Source organism: Spirosoma spitsbergense DSM 19989, assembly GCF_000374085.1.
GTDB classification, from domain to species: Bacteria; Bacteroidota; Bacteroidia; order Cytophagales; family Spirosomataceae; genus Spirosoma; species Spirosoma spitsbergense.
The window spans coordinates 1-19778 of the sequence record NZ_KB893500.1 but is presented as its reverse complement, the minus strand read 5'-3'; the positions used below and the strand labels follow the sequence as shown (position 1 = coordinate 19778).

Sequence of the window (19778 nt, the reverse complement as noted above, 5' to 3'; positions counted from 1 at the left end):
TTTTACTACTAAGTGAAGGGCAAGGTACTAATCAACGCCGGTTAGAGGTCGAAAAATACGGTTTCCTTCGGCCCCTGCATGTGGATATCAAAGACGTATCGAATCTCATTGTTCACCTCTGTCCGATGAGCCAGCAGGGTGGCCCGTCGTTCGGCCGGAACGGCGTTCAGCAAGGCATCCTGGGCGTTGGCTACCGGTTCGTCAGCAAAGTACAGGCGGGTGTACAGATTCCGTAGTGAGCCGCGCATCACCAGCATAACGTTGATGTGAGGGGCCGCACCTGTACTTATAGCACCGGGTTTGATGGTGGTAAACTGGAACTGATGACCGGGTAGTGTGCCCGTTCCCACCCGGCCAAACCCCAGAAAGCCCCGGTCGGTATGGGTCGCGGTGTTCTGCTCAATGGGTGCCGTGCGGTACTGCCCCTTCGCGTCGGCCTGCCAGAACTCAACCACGGTATCGGAAATGGTGGCCCCCGCGCCATCCCAGATACGGCCACTAACCATAATCCGCTGGCCGGGGGTATCGGGGCTAACCAGCGTGTGATTCATCAGGCTATCGTAGGGATAGCCGTACTGCTCGGCGGTCAGGGCATAAGCAAAGAAAGGACCGACTGTTTGGGAAGGTGTTTGTTGTAGCTGTTCCATTATTCGAAAGGAGTCTTGTGGCGACCGTTCAGGACAATATCAAACTGGTAAGCCAGGGCAAACTCGGCCTCGGTCCAGTCCATTCGGAATTTGGCAATCAGCAGCTCGCGGGCGTGCTGCGGAACGGACTGAAAGATGGGGTCGTAGTCGAACAGCGGGTCGCCGGGAAAGTACATCTGGGTTACCAGCCGCTGCTCAAACTGATGACCAATCACGGAAAAGTGGATGTGATTCGGTCGCCAGGCGTTGTAATGATTTCCCCACGGATAGGCACCGGGTTTGATGGTATAAAATGAGTAGTTGCCGTCCCTGTCGGTTAACACACGGCCTCCGCCCAGGAAATTAGGATCCAGGGGAGCGTCGTGAATTTCGGCTTTGTGAATGTACCGACCCGCCGAATTGGCCTGCCATATTTCGATGAGTACGTTGGACAATGGCTTTCCCCCGTCGTCCAGTACCTTCCCCGCTACTTTGATACGCTCACCGATTGGTTCGCCATTGATGCGGGCGTTCCTGGTCAGGTCGTTATCAAATTCGCGCAGCACCGACTGACCAAAAACCGGCATACTCAAATCGCGAATCAACTCCCGTACCGGCATAAGGGCCTGGGTCGGGCTACGCAGAATGGTTGATTTGTAGGCGGGCGACAAATGAGGTGGATGAACGTCGGTACCGGAGGCCGGTGCGGCTGACTGAGGCAGGTTTTTTTCGTGCAATGCTTCCATACGGGTGATGCTGTCTCCGAAACGTAAGGTTCAGCAGGTCAACGTAGCTATTCGAAAGACAATCGCCTGCTTATGTCTTGTAAAAGTAACGGTTCGGGTGTGCTATCATTTGGCAAATCGGACAAAAAACCAGCACAAAACAAACATAATTAAAAATAGATAAAATTTACTTATTGGGGAATCAGGCAAGATCATGGATTTTTATTCTCTAAAGGGATGATTGACAGGTGATTTCAGTAAAGGATTCCGGTTAGTAAACCCGTTGTCAGGACCCGACCAGAGCCTTTTTTGTCTAATCCAAACATGGCGAAACGGACAAAAACAGGGAAATGATTGGTAATTTACCCGCTGTTATGAATACTACATTAGCCACTTACGGCCTATACGGCGAGAAATACGAGCCCCGCCTGCCGGATTTTGTGCATAGTGAACTACACGAAACCCGATGCAAGCAATATGGCTGGGTTATTAGTCCGCACAGACACACCAATTTGTTTCAGATTGTGCTGATTGAATCCGGAGCGGCTGAGTTTACGGCGGGTTCGCAAACCATCTCGCTGAAAGAACCCTGCCTGATTACCATGCCGGTGGATGTTCTGCACGGGTACGTGTTTAGTCCGGACGTTACAGGAGTGGTTATTTCGCTGGCGGATTCCTACCCGGAAAGCCTGTTTCGCAACTCACCGTCCGTGCTGCTGGAACTGGGCCGAATGCAGTTGATTCGGGCTGGTCAGGATCAGGAGACGTTTCGGCAACTAGCCGCCCTGGCCTGGCAGGTACACCGGGAATTATACGCCAATCTACCCGAGCGTATGGTTTCCCTGCAAGCCTGCTTAAGTTTACTGCTGGTCAATGTGTATCGGCTGGTCCACCGGCAAGCGGCTGACGCGATGGCCGTGGACAACCGGAGTCTCCAGTATTTCCGGCAGTTTCAGCAACTGGTAAAAGAAAACCTGCTGCACCGACTGACCATTACAGACTATGCCCGCATGGTGGGCATTACCGCTGTTCACCTGAACCGGGTATGCCGGTCGATTGTGGGTAAATCGACGTTGCAAACCATTCAGGAGGCCATTTTGCTGGAAGCGCAGCGGTATCTGCACCATTCGTCCTATTCTATTTCCGAGATTTCGTACCTGCTGAACTTCGACGATATCAGTTATTTTTCCCGCCTGTTTAAAAAGCAGGTGGGCGTATCGCCCAGGCAGTTCAGGGAACAGGCCACTCGGTTGATGGTAGCAAAGAAACGGGATCCAGGGTAACTGTACGGATACCAGTTCACAGACGGGGGCAGAAGGCCAGGCAGCCGGTGCCGGGCTTTGTTCAAACTTGAATTAAATTCCCTCCGGGAGATTCAGGGGTGCCTGTGTATGTGCTATCGGCATAGTCGTCGGCCTAATTGGACAGTTAACCCATGATAAATGACCCGCTAGTGAATCATTTTTCGTATTCACTGTTTTTCTGGTATATAACCTTACGTACGCATGTTAGAAAGACCCCTTACCGACTGGTTGCCGCTCACGATGAAAGAAGTCGAGAAACGAGGTTGGGATGAAGTAGATATCGTGCTGGTTTCGGGCGATGCCTACGTCGACCACCCTGCTTTTGGTACCGCTGTCATTGGGCGCATCATGGAAAGTGAGGGGTTCCGTGTGGCCATCATTGCCCAGCCCAACTGGAAAGATGACCTGCGCGATTTCAAGAAATTCGGCAAGCCAAAGTACTTTTTCGGCGTCACGGCGGGGTGTATGGACTCGATGGTGAATCACTATACGGCCAACAAACGGCTGCGTTCCAACGATTCCTATACGCCCGGTGGCGAGGCTGGTTTCCGGCCCGATTACGCGACCATCGTCTACACCAAAATCCTGAAAGAACTGTACCCCGATGTACCCGTACTGCTAGGCGGAATAGAAGCTTCCTTGCGCCGGGTAACGCATTATGATTACTGGCAGGACCGGTTGATGCCGTCCATTCTGGTCGATGCCGGGGCCGATATGCTGGTGTACGGTATGGGCGAGCAGCCCCTGCGCGAAATTCTGAAACTGGCCCGGAAAGGAGTGCCTTTTTCGTCGATGCAGAATATCAATCAGGTGGCTTTTTTGCACGATGCCAGCACGCCACTGCGGGACCACAACAACTGGGATTCGGTGGAACTGGCGAGCCATGAGGTTTGCCTGGAGGATAAAATAAGGTACGCGGCTAATTTCAAGATCGTTGAAGTGGAGTCGAATAAGTGGCAGGCAAACCGGATTCTACAAAAAGTGGGCGACCAGGTGCTGGTGATCAACCCGCCGTTCAAGACGATGGAGGAGGCTGAAATTGACAAGTCGTTCGACCTGCCCTACACCCGCATGCCCCACCCGAAGTATAAAAAACGGGGACCCATTCCGGCCTACGACATGATCAAGTTCTCGGTCAATATGCACCGGGGCTGCTTTGGCGGCTGTAGTTTCTGCACCATCTCGGCGCATCAGGGCAAATTCGTGGCCTCTCGGAGCGAAGCATCGGTGCTGAAGGAAGTGGACGAGATTACAAAACACCCGGAGTTTAAAGGGTATATTTCGGACCTGGGTGGCCCGTCGGCCAATATGTACAAGATGAAGGGTAAAGACGAGTCGATCTGTGCCCGCTGCCAGAGTCCGAGCTGTATTCACCCGGTCATCTGCTCCAATCTCGACACCTCGCACAAACCGATGACGGAGTTATACAAAAAGGTCGATGCTAACCCCGCCATCAAAAAAGCATTCGTTGGCTCCGGCGTTCGCTACGATCTGCTGGTGGACGATTTTAACAAGAACAATGCCGATGGCAACCACGATGAATACATGGAGCAACTCGTTACGCGCCACGTATCGGGTCGCTTGAAAGTAGCTCCTGAACATACGTCGGATGATACCCTTCGGGTGATGCGGAAGCCCTCGTTCAAATATTTTAAGCTATTCAAGAAAAAGTACGATACCATTCAAGAGAAGCACAACCTGAAGCAACCGCTGATTCCGTACTTCATTTCGTCGCATCCCGGCTGCGAGGAGCAGGATATGGCCAATCTGGCCGCCGAAACCAAGGATTTGGGTTTCGAACTGGAGCAGGTGCAGGACTTTACGCCCACGCCCATGACGGTGGCCGAGGTTATCTACTATTCCGGCGTTCATCCGTATACGCTGAAGCCAGTTAAAACGGCCAAAACGCGGGAAGAAAAGCAGACCCAGAACAACTACTTCTTCTGGTACAAACCCGAATACAAAAACTGGATTCGGAACCGGCTGGCCAAACTCAATCGTCCTGATTTGGCCGAGCGATTGCTGGGTGCTCCAAAATCAGAAAATACCGATAAGCCGAATAAATCAAGGCATTATTCCGACCGGAAGAAGCGGTCATGAAATCAACGTTTTTCTGTCATTCCGACGTCAGGAGGAATGACAGAAAAATACCAATAGAAGGTTAAATCAGCTAATGTTTCTTACTCAAGTTCCTTAGGCACTTCACCAGCCGCCAGTCCACCGTTATCTTTCAATTCCACTCCCGTAAGTTTTAACCGGAAGGCTGTTTCGATAATATACATAAGTTTGTTGACGGCCATGATGGGCGTTAATCCCTGTTCCCGAATGTTAGAGAGACAATTTCGGCGTTCATCGGTCAGGCCGGGTTGGGGGGCGTAGGTAATGTAGGCGCCCATGCTGTCGAAGGAACTTAGGCCCGGCCGTTCGCCAACCAGCAGGATAGCCAGCCGGGGCTGCAACAATGCGCCGATGGCATCGGTGATAGCTACCCGGCCCTGCTCGACCAGTACAACAGGAGCCAGTGAATACCCCGCTCTTCGGACCTGCTCAACCAGTAAATTAACCACCAGAACCGCGTTTTTATGGATGGCCGTAGCCGACAGGCCATCGGCCACGATAAGGCTAATGTCTGCGGGTGTGCTGTTGAGTCCCTGTAACCGTTTCGCGGAAGGCTCATCCAGCAGTCGACCTAAATCAGGGCGTTGCAGGTACGTATCCCGATTTTCGGCCTGACTATGAACGGCACAAATCGGCAGGCCCGTTGGAGCCAGATCATCCTCCAGACTGGCTATATTCAGCCGGGAGTAAACAGCATCCTTCGCGTGGGCGTGGGCCAGCCGGAACCGCAATGACTCCCTAAGTGGAATGGAAACGCCCGTTTTTCCCAACGCAATACGGGCGTCGGTATAGGCCTTCAGCGCGTCCCACTCATCAGATTCCAGCCCTGTCTTTTTTTGCTTGTTCATGCCGGAAGGAGGGCTGCGTAAAGCTGTTTCTGAAGGCCACCGGAGAGTCGATTTCCCTGATTATCGATAATTCCCTGTCGCAGCAGCCACTCCTCAAATTCGGGAGCCGGACGCAGGCCCAGTACCCGGCGCAGATAGAGCGCATCGTGGAACGACGTGGACTGGTAGTGCAGCATAATATCGTCGGCACCGGGAACCCCCATAATGAAATTGACACCGGCCACGCCCAATAGCGTCAACAGCGTATCCATGTCGTCCTGGTCGGCCTGGGCGTGGTTGGTATAGCAAATGTCCATACCCATTGGCAGTCCCATCAGTTTGCCGCAGAAATGGTCTTCCAGCCCCGCCCGGATAATCTGCTTCCCATCGAACAGGTATTCGGGGCCGATAAACCCAACCACCGAGTTCACCAAAAAGGGATTGTAGTGCCGGGTAACGGCGTAGGCCCGTACCTCGCAGGTTTGCTGGTCAACGCCGTGATGCCCACCAGACGACAGCGCACTTCCCTGACCCGTCTCGAAATACATCAGGTTGTTACCCAGCGTACCCCGTTTGAGCGAAAGACCCGCTTCGTAGGCTTCCTGCAATAAGGGAAGCGTTACACCAAAGCTGGCATTGGCCTGTTGGGTACCCGCGATGGACTGAAAAATCAGATCGACCGGTACCTGCTGGTTGATGAGTTCCAGCGTAGTAGTGATGTGGCTGAGCACACAGTTTTGGGTCGGGATAGCAAAGCGTTCCCGCACATCATCCAGCATGTGCAGCAGACGCGCGGTCGTGGCCGGGCTATCGGTGGCGGGGTTAATGCCAATCATGGCGTCGCCACTGCCGTACAGTAATCCGTCGATGATGCTGGCCGCAATTCCCTTAGCATCGTCGGTGGGGTGATTCGGCTGTAACCGAACGGATAAATGCCCGGGTAAACCTATCGTATTGCGAAACCGGGTCACTACCTGTATCTTTTTTGCGACCAGAATCAGCTCCTGATTTCGCATCAGTTTTGACACGGCGGACACCATTTCGGGCGTCAGTCCGGGTGATAGTGCCCGTAGTGCAGCGGTATCAGCGTCATCACTCAGCAGCCAGTCGCGCAGGTCGCCCACGGTGAAGTGGCTGATGGTAGCCAGCGCAGCGGCATCGTGCGTATCAATGATCAGGCGGGTAACGTCGTCGGTCTCGTAGGGAATGACAGTTTCGTTCAGAAACTGGGTGAGCGGTACATCGGCCAGGGCTATTTGTGCCGCCACGCGTTCTTCGTAGCTATCTGCCACCAGCCCCGCCAGGCCATCACCCGACCGCAGCGGACTGGCCTTTGCCAAAATCGTTTTAAGGTCGGCAAAGCGGTACGTAAAGTGGCCGATGGTACAGGAATACCCCATTTTCTACGCGTCTATACTACGTTGGTATCCTGCCCCTGCCGGTGTTTCCGGTAGCGGACAGAGGCATAAAACAGACCGGCAATCGCGCCGAAGCCAGCGAAAAACAGCCCGCTTAATTTAGTATAAAAATAACCCATTGCCACCATCGTCACAATCGCCATGCCCAGCGCAATGGCTGGAAATACGGGATAAAAGGGCGCTTTAAACGACCGGGGTAGGTCAGGCTGGGTTTGCCGGAGACGGAATAATGATAGCATACTGACAATATACACTACCACCGCGCCAATGGTCGACAGGATAACTAATTTGCTGGTATCCAGACTTATGAGGGCTAGTGTGCCAAAGATGGCTCCTGCCAGTAACGCCCGGTACGGTACCTGACGCTTCGGACTTACGGTCGATAGGCCGTAGGGCAGATAACCGGCACGGGCCAGCGCAAAAATTTGTCGGGAATAACTAATAATAATCCCGTGAAACGAAGCAATCAGTCCGAAAAGCCCTACACTGGTGAAGAATTTGGTGAGTGGATTTTGCCGACCGAGTACAATAGCAATAGCTTCGGGCATGGGGTAGTCGAGGTGGTCGAGGTTTTCCCAGTTGGTGACACCGCCCACGCTGATCATGACGGTCAGGGCCAGAAAAGCCAGCGTCAGCACCGCCGAGATATAGCCCTTGGCAATGGCATTTTTTCCTTCTTTCACTTCCTCCGCTACCATGGCGATACCTTCCAGACAAACGAACAGCCAGATGGCAAATGGCAGTGCCGCAAACACCCCCGACCAGCCGAATGGCATGGGATTATGCATAAAGGTGTCGAAACGGGTGTAGGGATACACAACGCCTATAAAAACCAGCAGTTCGGCAATGGCGATAAGGGTGATAATCAGTGAAAACCAGGCCGCTTCTTTGATGCCCAGCAGATTTATGGCGGTAAATACCACAAACGACCCCGCCGAACACCACACCACGGGTACCGCCGGGTACAGAAAATGCACGTAACTACCCAGCGCCAGCGCAATGGCAGGGGTAGCGAACAGAAACTCAATCAGGGTTGCGTATCCGGCCATTAAAGCGCCGAATGGCCCAAATGCCTGCAACGCATATGAAAACGGCCCGCCCGCATTCGGGATGGCCGTGGTGAGTTCGGTAAAACTGAAAATAAAGGTGATGTACAGGATAATGATGAAGAGCGTGGCGATCAGCAACCCCACCGTGCCGGCCACGCCCCAGCCGTAGTTCCAGCCGAAATACTCGCCCGAAATTACCAGGCCGACGCCAATAGCCCACAAGTGAACGGGTGTCAATACTTTTTTGAGAACCGGAGCGGATTGGTCAGGCATGGTTAAGACAGACTACGGGCAGAAGAACAGAAAGGTGGCTGAACCTGATAGTACTGCAACATACGAACTTAACCCGTGCAAACACAGCTCTCGTTTCGCTTTCATTTGTCCGGGCAGCGTGCAAACGTAAAACCATCTTTGCAGAACTGTTACCTTTGTGAATTCATCGTAGCTTTAGCTCATGTCCACTCCCGTAAACGAGAAACTGGAACTCGCCCACAATTTTGTTCTGCATACGAACCGAAACATTTTCCTGACGGGCAAAGCCGGAACGGGTAAAACGACGTTTCTGCACCAGGTTAAGCAGCTAAGTGGCAAGCGGCTGGCCGTGGTGGCACCCACGGGCGTGGCAGCTATCAATGCCGGGGGCGTTACCATTCACTCCCTGTTTCAGCTACCGTTCGGGCCGCTGGTGCCGGGCGCTACCCAGCGGGAGGGGCGGAAGTTCAACCGGGAGAAAATAAACCTTCTCCGCACTCTCGACCTGCTGGTGATTGACGAAATCAGTATGGTGCGGGCCGATGTCCTCGACGGTATTGATGAGATACTCCGCCAGTATCGGAACAGCGGGCAGCCGTTTGGGGGCGTTCAGCTGCTGCTCATCGGCGATATGCAGCAGCTGCCGCCCGTTATTCGGGATGAGGAGTGGGCTTTGCTGCGACCGTACTACCAGACGGGTTACTTCTTCGGCAGCAAAGCCCTGCGGCAAACCCCTTACGTGTCCATTGAGTTAACCCATATTTACCGCCAGTCCGACCAGCGGTTCATTAACCTGCTCAACAGCATCCGGGAGAAGACCATCACTCCCGACCAGTTGGCTGATTTAAACAAGCGTTACATTCCTGATTTCTCGCCCAGCGACACGGAAGGCTACATTACCCTCTCCACGCATAACCATACGGCCCAGCAGATTAACAGTCAGAAGTTAGCGGCTCTGAAAGCGAAACCCCGCACCTTTACGGCCACCGTTGAAGGCGATTTTCCCGCCCACGCCTACCCTACCGAAGAGCGTCTTGAGCTAAAAGTGGGGGCTCAGGTAATGTTTATTAAAAACGATATATCGCGCGACAAACGGTATTACAACGGTAAAATAGGCCGGATAACGGACATTGACGATGACGTTATTGTCGTCGATAGTGGCGGTGAGGATATTGAGGTGTATCCGGCTGACTGGAGCAACATCCGGTATAGCCTCGACCCGTCTACGAAAGAAATCAAAGCAGAGCCCATTGGTACTTTCCGGCAGTTTCCGCTTAAGCTGGCTTGGGCCATTACGATTCATAAAAGCCAGGGACTAACGTTCGAGAAAGCCATTATTGATGCGTCGGGAGCGTTTGCGCACGGGCAGGTGTACGTGGCCCTCAGCCGCTGCAAAACCCTGAATGGGCTGGTTCTGCGCGCGCCTATCCCGTCGCGCAGCATCAAAACGGAGCAGACGCTGGAGGATTTCCACGAAGAAGTGCAGCAGCATATCCCTACCCAGCAACAGCTACACGAGTCGAAGCGAACCAACCAGCAAACCCTGCTTCAGGACATGTTTTCGTTTGAACGGGCCAATTCCCTGCTGTACCGATGTCGCCGGGTAGTGAACGAGCACACTAGTAGCCTGGCCCCGGCCTGTGTGCTCATAACCCAGCAGCTTACCGACCTCCTGCGCGATAAGGTGCGCGATGTAACCCAGCGTTTTTTGCAGCAGCTACCGGCGTACTTTACGCAGGAGCACTTACCCGAAGATAACAGCCAACTGCAGGAGCGCGTGCGGAAAGGGGCTGCCTACTTTCAGACCGTGCTGGGCCAGGAGCTACTCCCCCTGCTGCACACCCTCCCAACCGACTGCGACAATAAGCAGGTGCGCGAGTTGCTGCTGGAAGCAACGGACGAGCTGGAGAAAGAGCTGTTTAGCAAGCTGCGTAGCTTTGAAAGCTGCCGGGAGGGTTTTGGAGCGCTGACTTATTTACAGGCGCGTAATCGTGCCGAACTGGACTTTCTGCCCGAACGCAAAAAACACGAGCGGCAATCAGCAAAAACCGAAGAAGGGTCGGCGCGGGGTGGTCTGTACGGCGCCCTGATGAAATGGCGGAATGACCTGGCGGGCGAAAAGGATACCTCTACCTACCTGATTTTACCGCAAAAGGCCATCGTTGAACTGGCACGACTCAAACCGACCACTGCGGATGAACTATTGGCCATCAAAGGGTTCGGTAAAACAAAAGTAAAGCAGATTGGCGCTGAAGTACTGGCCATTATCCAGGCGTACGGCGACCGGCCGAAAGCAGGCAGCCGGAGTACGACGGCCAAAGAAAAACCGATAAAAGAGTCCAAGATTCCCTCAACAACCCTAACGCTGGCCCTGTTTCAGATGGGTAAAACCGTTGCCGAGGTAGCTGCCGAACGCGGTCTGTCCGTTTCCACCGTCGAAAGTCACCTGACCCAGTGCATAGGTAAGGGGGAGCTGGCCGTTGAAGCGATTCTTACGCCCGGCCGAATTGCCTTAATCCGTAATTACCTCGACGCGAATAGGCCCGGTACCCTGAGCGAAGCCGTACAGGGCATTGGGCAGGGCGTAACGTACAATGAAATCCGGATGGTGTTGGGTGCAAGTCAGGAGTAGCCGGATAAAATTCTCGGACTATACTGACACCAGTTCTTTGCGTTCCCCGATTTGCTGACGCCACATGGCGTAATACAGCCCTTTCCGCTCTACTAATTCCTCATGACGGCCTTCTTCGACGACATGGCCCTGTTCAAGCACAAAAATCCGGTCGGCGTGGAGGATGGTGCTCAGGCGGTGGGCAATCAGGATGGTAATGTGCTGACGCGAACCGGACAAGTCGCGCACGGTGCGGCCAATTTCTTCTTCGGTCAATGAATCCAGGGCAGAGGTGGCCTCATCGAACACCAGCAGCGCGGGTTTGCGCAACAGGGCACGGGCAATACTCAGTCGCTGCTTTTCCCCACCCGATACTTTCACTCCGCCTTCGCCGATAACGGTGTCGAGGCCCTGCGGGGCGCGGGACAACAGCGTGTCGGCGGCTGCCTGATGCAAGGCCATCAGGCATTCCGCATCAGTGGCGTGGGGTGCCACAAAGAGTAGGTTTTCGCGAATGGTACCCGCAAAAAGTTGCGTATCCTGCGTTACAAAGCCAATTTGTTCCCGAAGCTCGTCCAGATTAACATCTGAGCCGGGAATGTCGTTGTACCGAATCTGCCCGCTCAAGGGCTTGTATAAACCCACCAGTAACTTTACCAGGGTCGTTTTCCCGGAACCGCTGGGGCCGACAAAGGCAACTGTTTCACCCACCCGGGCATTGAACGAAATACCATCCAGTGCCGGTTTGTCGGCGGTGAGGTGTTTGAAATGAACATCGTCAAAGGCCAGCGTTTTCAGGGCTTCGACGGGTTGCGGGTGCAGGGGTTGCACATCGCGGGGCGTATCCAGTATCTGCTGGAAATTAGCCAGCGACGCTTCCGTTTCACGGTACACGTTGATTATGTTGCCCAGTTCCTGTAATGGCCCGAAGATGGCAAACGAATAGATAAACAGCGAGAAGAACTCACCAACGGTAATTTTCTCCTGTACCACCAGAAATAGCATCAGCAGCATAATGGCGTTGCGCAGCAGGTTGACAAACGTGCCCTGTACGAACGACAGCGACCGGATGTACCGCACTTTTTTGAGTTCGAGTTTCAGAATCTTCTCGGTCGTCGCGTTCAGTCGTTCGGTTTCCTGATTGGCCAGCCCGAGGCTTTTGACCAGTTCGATATTGCGCAGACTCTCCGTGGTGGAACCAGCCAGGGCGGTGGTTTCGGCCACAATTGTTTTCTGAACAGTCTTGATTTTTTTGCTGAGTAACGAGCTCACGAATCCCAGCAACGGAATGGTCAGAAAGTAGGCCGGGGCAATGGGCCAGTACACGGTAGCGGCATACCACATCACAAAGACGATACCCACCACCGAGGTGAACAGCACGTTCACGAACGACTGAATCAACTTTTCTACATCGGCCCGAACTTTCTGGAGTTTACCCAGCGTTTCGCCCGACCGCTGGTCTTCAAACACCTGATAGGGGAGGTCCAGCGAATGGCGCAGGCCGTCTGTATAAAGTTTGGCACCCAGTCGCTGGGTAATCACATTGACGTAGTAGTCCTGAAAGTTCTTGGCAATCCGGCTCACCATCGCTACGCCCAGTGCCTGTAAAATCAGGATACCGGCACCGTTTTGCAGGAAGCTCCAGAAACCCAGTGGTCGCAGGGCGCCACCCGGTTTAACCACATATTGGTCGATGATTTTTCGGAAAATGTAGGGGTCCAGCAGCGAGAAGACCTGATTGATAGTGGCTAGTAACAGCGCCAGTGCCAGAAGGCCCCAGTAACGCCGTAAATAACTGTACAGTAATTGCATAAATGAGTTAATGATAGAACAGCGCGGGGGTGCCTGTTGGAGGAAGCCCCTGAACGAATGCCGGTTATTTCGGGGAGTTAACAAAAAAAGTAACGATTTAGGTCGACGTTTGGCGTGTTCTGCTACTGGATAAATGCGAAATTTGCCGCATGAAAAACAAACTCTTACTCTTTTCTATAGCCAGTCTGTTCTTCGCCTGCGGGCGTACCGAAAAAACGTCGGACACGACCGGGAAGACGGCTGATACGTCCACTGACTCCGCCATGACTGCCGCCCCACCTGCGCCGAAAAACTGCCAGTCGGTTATTAACGCGGATAAACTGGGAAAGGCCGATGTGTATCAGGAGTCGGCCAAATCCATCAGCGTATCCATTACGATGGAGCAGGACGCCAGCACAACGCCCACCGCCAGTGATTGCTATTTCAACAACAAGGCTACGGTGCTGGCGGCCAAAAAATCGGGTAGTCAGGTTTTCAAACGTACCCTCCAGAAAGATGACCTGGCGTTGTTCACCAACGATGATGCGTACATTGAAAAGGCCGTTCTGCAACAGGTGACGTATAAACCCACTTTCAACGGACAGCGATACGTTACTCTGACCATGCGCCTGCTCCAGCCCGATACTAAAAAGACGATGACGTATACCGTTTTTATGAATTACTTCGGCGAGATGGTTAAAGTCAAATAAGGTGGCCCGTATAAAGATAAGCCGCTAAACTATGTTGGCTGACAGAGCGTTAGCAAAGTTCACCTACTGCCCTCCAATTGTGACAAAAGACGTTCCTGTTTTTCGATTAGCTGGTCAGGCGTTCGATAATCTAAAAGCGAACGCCCCGATTCAGATGGCGGCTGCCACGGCTTTTTTTACTTTTTTCGCCCTGCCGCCCATCGTCATTATCCTGAGTCAGTTGTTCAGTGGTTTACTAAATGTGCAGGACAAGCAGGTTAGCCGGCAACTTTTTCATGAACTGGCCCAACTGTTTGGGCATCAGGGGGCCCGCGAGTTACGGGATATTTCACACAACATGAGTCAGCGCCGATCGGGTCTGGCGTTTACGGCACTGAATATCTTTCTGCTATTGCTGGCTTCCACTACGCTGTTCGCCATCATCAAGCGTTCGCTCAATCAGCTCTGGATGGTGAAGTCGATTGCCCACCGCCCCTGGACGGATACCTTACTGGAGCGACTGGTCGCCCTGGGAATTATTATTTTTTCGGGTGTTCTGGTGGCGATGTCGCTGGCTATTCAACAGTTTCTGCTGACTATATTTCCCGATGCTATCCAGTACGACTGGCTGCTAACGGTTGGTAAGCATCTGCTTTCCATTCTCCTGTTGACGAGTTGGTTTTCGGTCGTTTTTAAATACCTGCCCGACATTCGGATACGGTGGCAGGGTATTTGGGTAGGGGCGCTGGTAACGGCCCTGCTAATTGAGGCAGGAGAAAAGATTCTGGATCGCCTGCTAATCAATAGCGAGGTAAGTTCTCTGTATGGCACATCAGGGGCTATTATCCTGGTCCTGCTGTTTGTCTTTTACTCGTCGCTGATCTTCTACTACGGCGCGAGTTTCACCCGTCAATACGCTCAGTGGATTCATCAGGAAGCAAGACCCTCGACCAATGCCACTGCCTTTGAAATCAATGATGTAAGCAGCAGGGAAGTGAACTCTGGGGAGGAGTAAAGGAGTGAACGCGTATAATCTATGTGGAAGTGTTGGTTCCAGATAACTGCCAGTCAATGCATACAAACAATAGCGGCCTGTACTATACAGGCCGCCTAAAGACAACTTTCTATCCCGGCCCTTGCCGGGTTCGATGGCTGTAAGGAATCAATCCTCTTTCTTATGATACACCAACACGGGCACGTCCGATTTTCCAATCAGGGAATTGGTGTAATTGGGGTGCAGAATGCCATCCAGGAAACCGGATTTTGGGTGTAACTCCATCACAATCAGGTCGGGGTGCGCCTTGTCCAACTGCTCTTCGGTGAGCACCTCGAGCCTGGCCTTGAACGCTTCCACGAGCGATTCGGTCTGGAAGGTTACCTGCGCCTGCGTCGTTTCGGTCTGCATAGCATAGGCAATGGTGCTTACCTGGGCTGGCCGGATTGCTTTCCCTTCGTCATTAACGGGCACGATAAGCACGGGACACCGGGCTTCGTCGGCTACGTCGGTTGCGGCACTACCCGCGAGCCGATCAAAAAAAGTGCTCAGATCACTGCGACCCATCACAATCAGATCGGCCGAATGGTCGCGGGCGGCATCCAGAATAGCGTCTTCTACTGAACCAATGCGCCAGTCGACCGCTATCTGTAACCCTTCGCCCTCCAGCTTATTGGCTAGTTGACCCAGCCGCTGGCGGCTAATGTCTTCAACTTCCTGCGAAGCCATCATGCCTATTCCCGGATCGCTAATGCTGGGGAATGTGCTGTCGGGCAGCATAGGTTGGAAAACGTGCAGTAATGTAATGGTTGCCCCCGTCTTCTGGGCAAAGAGTCGCACCCAGTCCAGGGCCACGGCATTACTGGTTGAAAAGTCGGTAGGGAACAGCAGATTAGTCATTTCAGTGAACAGTTATCAGTTGGCAGTTATCAGTTTTAGTAGGTGACGAGTTGCTGATAACCGTTCTCTGATAACTGCTAACTGTTCGGCTATGTTTACTGCTCGCTGGTACGGTTCATTTTTTCAACCGCCAGCAGTTGGTTCATTGTCTTCTGCATTCCTTCGGTCGAACCGTCCAGGAAAATGACGTTGCCCTTACCGTTTTCAGCAAAATGCTTGATGGCTTCGGTCCAGATAGAGAATAAAATCAGGGACGCATCCAGATTGGCTTCATTCATCACTTTGGCCGATTCGGCCATACCCCTGGCCACTTCTTCGCGGAACAGGGCCACCCCCTGTCCTCTTAGCTGCGAAGCTGTCTTCTCGGCTTCGGCCGAAATCTGAATGGCATTACCGTCGGCCTGGGCAGCCTTGGTTTTAGTAATGAGCAGTGCCTGGCCTTCGTTTTCGGCGGCTGCTTTCAGGTTGGAGGAGGCCACTACCTGCGCCATCGACCGCATAATCACTTCATCGAACGCAATATCATTCAGTTGCAGATCGGTGAGGTGATAGCCCCAGGTTTCGAGCAGCACATCGAGCTGTGATTTAACGTGTTCAATGATTTCGGAACGGAGCGACAGGATTTCGGCCTGCCGTTTGGTGGCCACAAAACTACGGATGGACCCTTCGATAGTTCGAATCAGGGCCTGCATAAACGACGCTTCGTCGATGAACTTGAAGGCTACATTTTTAATCGTTTCCTCCGCCTGATTCAGCACTGAATAGACCAGCATTGCCTTGAAGTTGACATTAGCCTGATCGGCCGTGATGGCCTGAAACGCCAACTCGACGGAGCGATTCTGAATCGAAATGCGCCGGTAGATGAACTCAATAAAGGGAATCTTGAAATTTAAACCCGGCGTCATGACCCGGGAATATTTTCCGAAAACGGTAATGACTGCCACCGTGCCCTGCTGCACGATAACGACAGACAGGTATATGATGATAATGACTAACAGGAACAGTACAAGTACAAAATTCATTGGCGTAAATGGTTTTAGGGAAATAAAAAACGGATTCCGCTTTTAAGGTACGGAATCCGTTGATAGTGTGTATGGGATTCTATGTAATCGGTCTCTGTTTAGTGTCCGGTTGATAGTTCGTAAGCCGGAGCCTCTTTCTGCCTGAAATACATCATCATCGCCATCAGGAAACCCGTGAACGCCAGCATGGCCCCCACCAGTTCGGGAGCGGCATAACCCAGACCGGCAGCGATTGGTAGGCCTCCCAGATAAGCCCCCAGGGCATTACCCATGTTGAACCCGGCTTGAGTCACCGAAGAAGCCAGCATTTCGGACCCGTTGGCCGCCCGAATCATCAAAATCTGAATCGGTGCACCCAGGGAGAAGGCAATGGCTCCTGTAATAAATGTCATACCGAGAAGGGGTATCTGAAAGGGCGAAGCGTAATACACAACGACCAAGCAAAGGCTCATCAACAAAAGAAACAACGCGGTGGCCTTGATGGGCGAAATACTATCGGCGGTACGGCCGGAAATCAGGTTGCCAAAGGCCATACCAAAACCCGCCAGCACGAGAATCCAGGTAATCTGACTACTGTCAAAGTGCGCCACTTCGGTTAGCAGGGGCGCTATATAACTGAACCAGGCAAACAACCCGCCGGTGCCAATGGCCGTAATACCCAGGATAAGCCAGGGTTCTATATGCGTAAATAACTTCAGGTCTTTCCGCAGGTTGGACTGACTCACCACCGGCATCACCGGCAGTAGCTTCTGAAGGCAAAACAGGGTGACCAGGCCAACAGCGGAAATGATGACAAACGTTAGTCGCCAGCTCAGGGTGTGACCGATGAACGTGCCTAACGGTACGCCGATGATGTTGGCAACCGTGAGTCCGGCAAACATCATGGAAATGGCCTGCGCTTCTTTCCCTTTACCCGCCAACCGACTGGCTACTACGGCACCCACACCAAAAAAAGCACCATGCGGCAAACCCGATAGCAGGCGGGTTATCAGCATGATTTCGTAGTTGGGCGCAAAGGACGAAAGCAGATTGCAAAAGGTGAACAAAACCATCAGGCCGAGCAAAATTTTCTTGGGTGGATAGTTCCCGGCAATCCCAACCAGCAGGGGAGCACCCAAAACAACGCCAAGTGCATAGGCTGAAATCAGGTGACCGGCAGTCGGAATCGTGATGTTCAATGTGTTTGCGATATCGGGCAGAATACCCATCATGACGAATTCCGTCATGCCGATACCAAAGCCTCCTATGGCGAGGGGTACTAATTGTTTTTTCATGTTGCAGCTTTCTATTTTCTGACAGCTCGTGCGTTTTACCAACTTGGAAAAACGCACAATAAACCCCACTTGGTGAAGTTTATTTGGTCAGAAAAATAGAAAAAATACAAAATTGTTCCCCGTTCTGGGAATGTTATAACTTATTAGTTGGTTGGTGCAACTACCGGTTATTGTACACGCTTACCCGGCATATCCCGGCCATTCTGATGCAGAATCAGCTGCTCGACTTCGCCTTTGTCGTTTTTAACGAACGTTACCTGCGCGTCGACCACTTTGAGGTAAAACTTGGTATTCGAAGTAGGAAAAAGTTCAAACGGGGGTTGGCCGGTAGCCTGCCCAAAGAGTTTATTATCCTGACGGGTGATGGCAATAGAAAAGGTGGGGGCCAGTTGGTACGTACCCACGTAGGATTGCAGGGTAGCCGCATCAACCACGGCATCGGCAGGCGTTTCTACGGTTTCGCCCAGTTGCTTCAGCATGGCCGTTCCGTTGGTATTGCCCGGATTCAGTTCCAGCGATTTTTTGTAATCCTGGATGGCCGCTACTTTATTCCCCGCTTTCATGTACGCTTCTCCCCGGCTATCGTACACGTTGTATGAGTTGGGAAAGGCTTCAGCATTGAGGGTAAACACGTTTATCGACTCTGGTAGTTTACCCTCGCCCATCAGTTCATAGCCCAGCGCGTTTATCTCGCTTTCGTTCAGGTTATAAGCTTTATCGGCTTTCCAGGCGTTGAACCGCTCCCGCGTCCTGGCAACTGGTTCTGTACGTACCGACTGACGAAGCAAATCGGTGATGGGCTTTTTAGGGGCTTCTACCGGTTGATCGTACAGGATACGAAGAATATTCCGACGCATGTCGCTGAGGGGGGCACCACCGGTATTGTTCAGCAGAACAATTAGTTGCCTATCCTGTGGCAGCCGGCTAATGAGCGTGTTGAAGCCATTGATGCCGCCACCGTGTTCGATAAGTTGCAGACTGTCTTTCTGGCTTCCAACCTTCGTTTTACCCACGTTCCAGCCATATGCATAGTAATCCAGAAAAGGGGTAAACATCGTTGTTTTTGAAGCCGCTGATAGGAGTTTGTCCGTGTACAACGCCTGGTCCCACTTATACAAATCTTCGACGGTGGAATAGAGCGAACCGGCTGCGTAGGGAATCGACATATCCAGGTAGGGCGCGTTTACGTAGCTTGCTCCCTGCTTTTCGTACCCCACAGCGCGTTTGGGCAGTATTGGACTGAACAGATCGTAGCCGGTGTCTTTGAGTTGGAGGGGTCCAAGAATAGTTTCCTGTAACACATCAGCATACGGTTTGTCCGTTACTTTCTCGATGAGTACCCCCAGCAGAAAATAGCCCGAGTTACTGTACGAAAACTTCGTGCCCGGTTCAAAGTCCAGGGGCATATCGGCGAAGGTTTTCAGGAAGGCGTCGGGTTTGTAAGGGTCCCTGCTTTTGGTTTGGAAAAAGCCGGGAAAACTGGTATAGTTCGGAATGCCGGAGGTGTGGGTAAGCAAGTGGTGAATCGTAATTTTATCGCCGGTTGCTTTAGGGTAATCAGGCAGATAATCCGTGACGTGTCCCGCCAGTTTCAGCTTGCCTTTTTCGACCAGTTGCATAACCAGCATGGCCGTAAACTGCTTGGTAATGGAGCCGAGCCGAAATTTGGTATCCGGCGCATTAGGAATGTTCCATTCCATGTTGGCCATACCGTACCCTTTCTTAAAAATGACCTGCCCTTTTTCTGCCACCAGCACCGAGCCGTTAAACTGTTTATTGGCCACGTACTGCTGCACGAGGGCGTCAATTTTAGCGACTTTATTCTGAGCAAAACTCATGGAAAGAGTGAGCCAGAGGAAGAGTGCCATCAGGGCAAACGATTGGGAGTAAACTATCTTTTTCATTTAGATAAGGAGTAGCCTACTGTACCCTGCTAAAATTGGGATGAAAAAGGGAAAGTTGGATTTTTGTAGTTCTCAAGCTCCAAATATCCCCCTTTCCCATGAAGCAGAACTTCATTGACCAAATTACAACACTCCTGCATAAAGCACCAATTGTAGCCAATTTAGCCCGTAAAAAGTTCGTCGCTCAGTTTATTATTGGGCTCATAAAAAGCAGAAATACACAATTTTGTGAGATTGCACAACATCTGAACGACAAAGTCAAGTTAGCCTCCAA

The 19778-nt window shown here is 52.4% G+C and carries 15 protein-coding genes; 5 read left to right on the top strand and 10 right to left on the bottom strand.

Translation table 11 applies throughout. The annotated features are described in order from the left end of the window. Window positions 1-41: 41 nt before the first annotated feature. A complete protein-coding gene (gene pcaG / locus B157_RS0112325; protein ID WP_020603633.1) occupies window positions 42-647 on the bottom strand; it encodes a protocatechuate 3,4-dioxygenase subunit alpha in 606 nt (201 codons plus the stop codon). Further along, window positions 647-1372, bottom strand: coding sequence for a protocatechuate 3,4-dioxygenase subunit beta (pcaH, locus tag B157_RS0112320; protein WP_020603632.1), 726 nt, complete (start codon window positions 1370-1372; stop codon window positions 647-649). Before pcaH ends, pcaG begins: the two co-directional genes overlap by 1 nt. Before the next feature lie 353 nt (window positions 1373-1725). On the opposite strand from pcaH, the gene B157_RS0112315 reads away from it, so the two are divergent. Both B157_RS0112315 and B157_RS0112310 read left to right on the top strand, forming a co-directional pair. After that, entirely contained in the window at window positions 1726-2634 is a 909-nt protein-coding gene (locus tag B157_RS0112315; protein ID WP_245565070.1) for a helix-turn-helix domain-containing protein, read from the top strand. A gap of 222 nt (window positions 2635-2856) precedes the next feature. Continuing rightward, window positions 2857-4755 carry a YgiQ family radical SAM protein gene (locus B157_RS0112310; protein WP_020603630.1) on the top strand — a complete coding sequence of 633 codons (1899 nt, stop codon included), beginning with the start codon at window positions 2857-2859 and terminating at the stop codon, window positions 4753-4755. Between the two features lie 80 nt (window positions 4756-4835). On the opposite strand, the gene eutC is transcribed toward B157_RS0112310, so the two are convergent. Genes eutC through eat form a run of 3 tightly spaced genes read right to left on the bottom strand, consistent with a single transcriptional unit; the run spans window position 4836 to window position 8340 of the window. Continuing rightward, window positions 4836-5621 carry an ethanolamine ammonia-lyase subunit EutC gene (gene eutC, locus B157_RS0112305; protein ID WP_020603629.1) on the bottom strand — a complete coding sequence of 262 codons (786 nt, stop codon included), beginning with the start codon at window positions 5619-5621 and terminating at the stop codon, window positions 4836-4838. Beyond that, complete coding sequence (locus B157_RS0112300; RefSeq protein ID WP_020603628.1) at window positions 5618-7000, bottom strand: ethanolamine ammonia-lyase subunit EutB; 1383 nt, start codon at window positions 6998-7000, stop codon at window positions 5618-5620. The genes eutC and B157_RS0112300 overlap by 4 nt, the downstream gene beginning before the upstream one ends. Window positions 7001-7011: 11 nt before the next feature. Then, window positions 7012-8340, bottom strand: coding sequence for an ethanolamine permease (gene eat, locus B157_RS0112295; protein ID WP_026308656.1), 1329 nt, complete (start codon window positions 8338-8340; stop codon window positions 7012-7014). 181 nt (window positions 8341-8521) lie between these two features. Between eat and B157_RS0112290 the strand changes: the two genes are divergently transcribed. Then, entirely contained in the window at window positions 8522-10951 is a 2430-nt protein-coding gene (locus B157_RS0112290) for an HRDC domain-containing protein (protein WP_020603626.1), read from the top strand. An 18-nt stretch (window positions 10952-10969) separates the two neighbouring features. On the opposite strand, the gene B157_RS0112285 is transcribed toward B157_RS0112290, so the two are convergent. Beyond that, a complete protein-coding gene (locus tag B157_RS0112285; protein WP_020603625.1) occupies window positions 10970-12742 on the bottom strand; it encodes an ABC transporter ATP-binding protein in 1773 nt (590 codons plus the stop codon). Between the two features lie 149 nt (window positions 12743-12891). On the opposite strand from B157_RS0112285, the gene B157_RS0112280 reads away from it, so the two are divergent. Together B157_RS0112280 and B157_RS0112275 are read left to right on the top strand one after the other, a co-directional pair. Next, entirely contained in the window at window positions 12892-13431 is a 540-nt protein-coding gene (locus B157_RS0112280) for a hypothetical protein (protein ID WP_020603624.1), read from the top strand. A 79-nt stretch (window positions 13432-13510) separates the two neighbouring features. Next, a complete protein-coding gene (locus B157_RS0112275; RefSeq protein WP_245565069.1) occupies window positions 13511-14425 on the top strand; it encodes a YihY/virulence factor BrkB family protein in 915 nt (304 codons plus the stop codon). 147 nt (window positions 14426-14572) lie between these two features. On the opposite strand, the gene B157_RS0112270 is transcribed toward B157_RS0112275, so the two are convergent. The 4 genes from B157_RS0112270 to B157_RS0112255 all read right to left on the bottom strand — a co-directional run bounded on the left by B157_RS0112270 (window position 14573) and on the right by B157_RS0112255 (window position 19504). Further along, window positions 14573-15304, bottom strand: coding sequence for a universal stress protein (locus B157_RS0112270; protein ID WP_020603622.1), 732 nt, complete (start codon window positions 15302-15304; stop codon window positions 14573-14575). A 95-nt stretch (window positions 15305-15399) separates the two neighbouring features. Next, window positions 15400-16326, bottom strand: a complete 927-nt coding sequence (locus tag B157_RS0112265; protein ID WP_020603621.1) for an SPFH domain-containing protein — start codon at window positions 16324-16326, stop codon at window positions 15400-15402. Between the two features lie 98 nt (window positions 16327-16424). Continuing rightward, on the bottom strand, window positions 16425-17600 hold the full coding sequence (locus B157_RS0112260; RefSeq protein ID WP_020603620.1) for an MFS transporter: 1176 nt from the start codon (window positions 17598-17600) through the stop codon (window positions 16425-16427). A gap of 167 nt (window positions 17601-17767) precedes the next feature. Further along, window positions 17768-19504, bottom strand: a complete 1737-nt coding sequence (locus B157_RS0112255; RefSeq protein WP_020603619.1) for a serine hydrolase — start codon at window positions 19502-19504, stop codon at window positions 17768-17770. Window positions 19505-19778 lie beyond the last annotated feature (274 nt).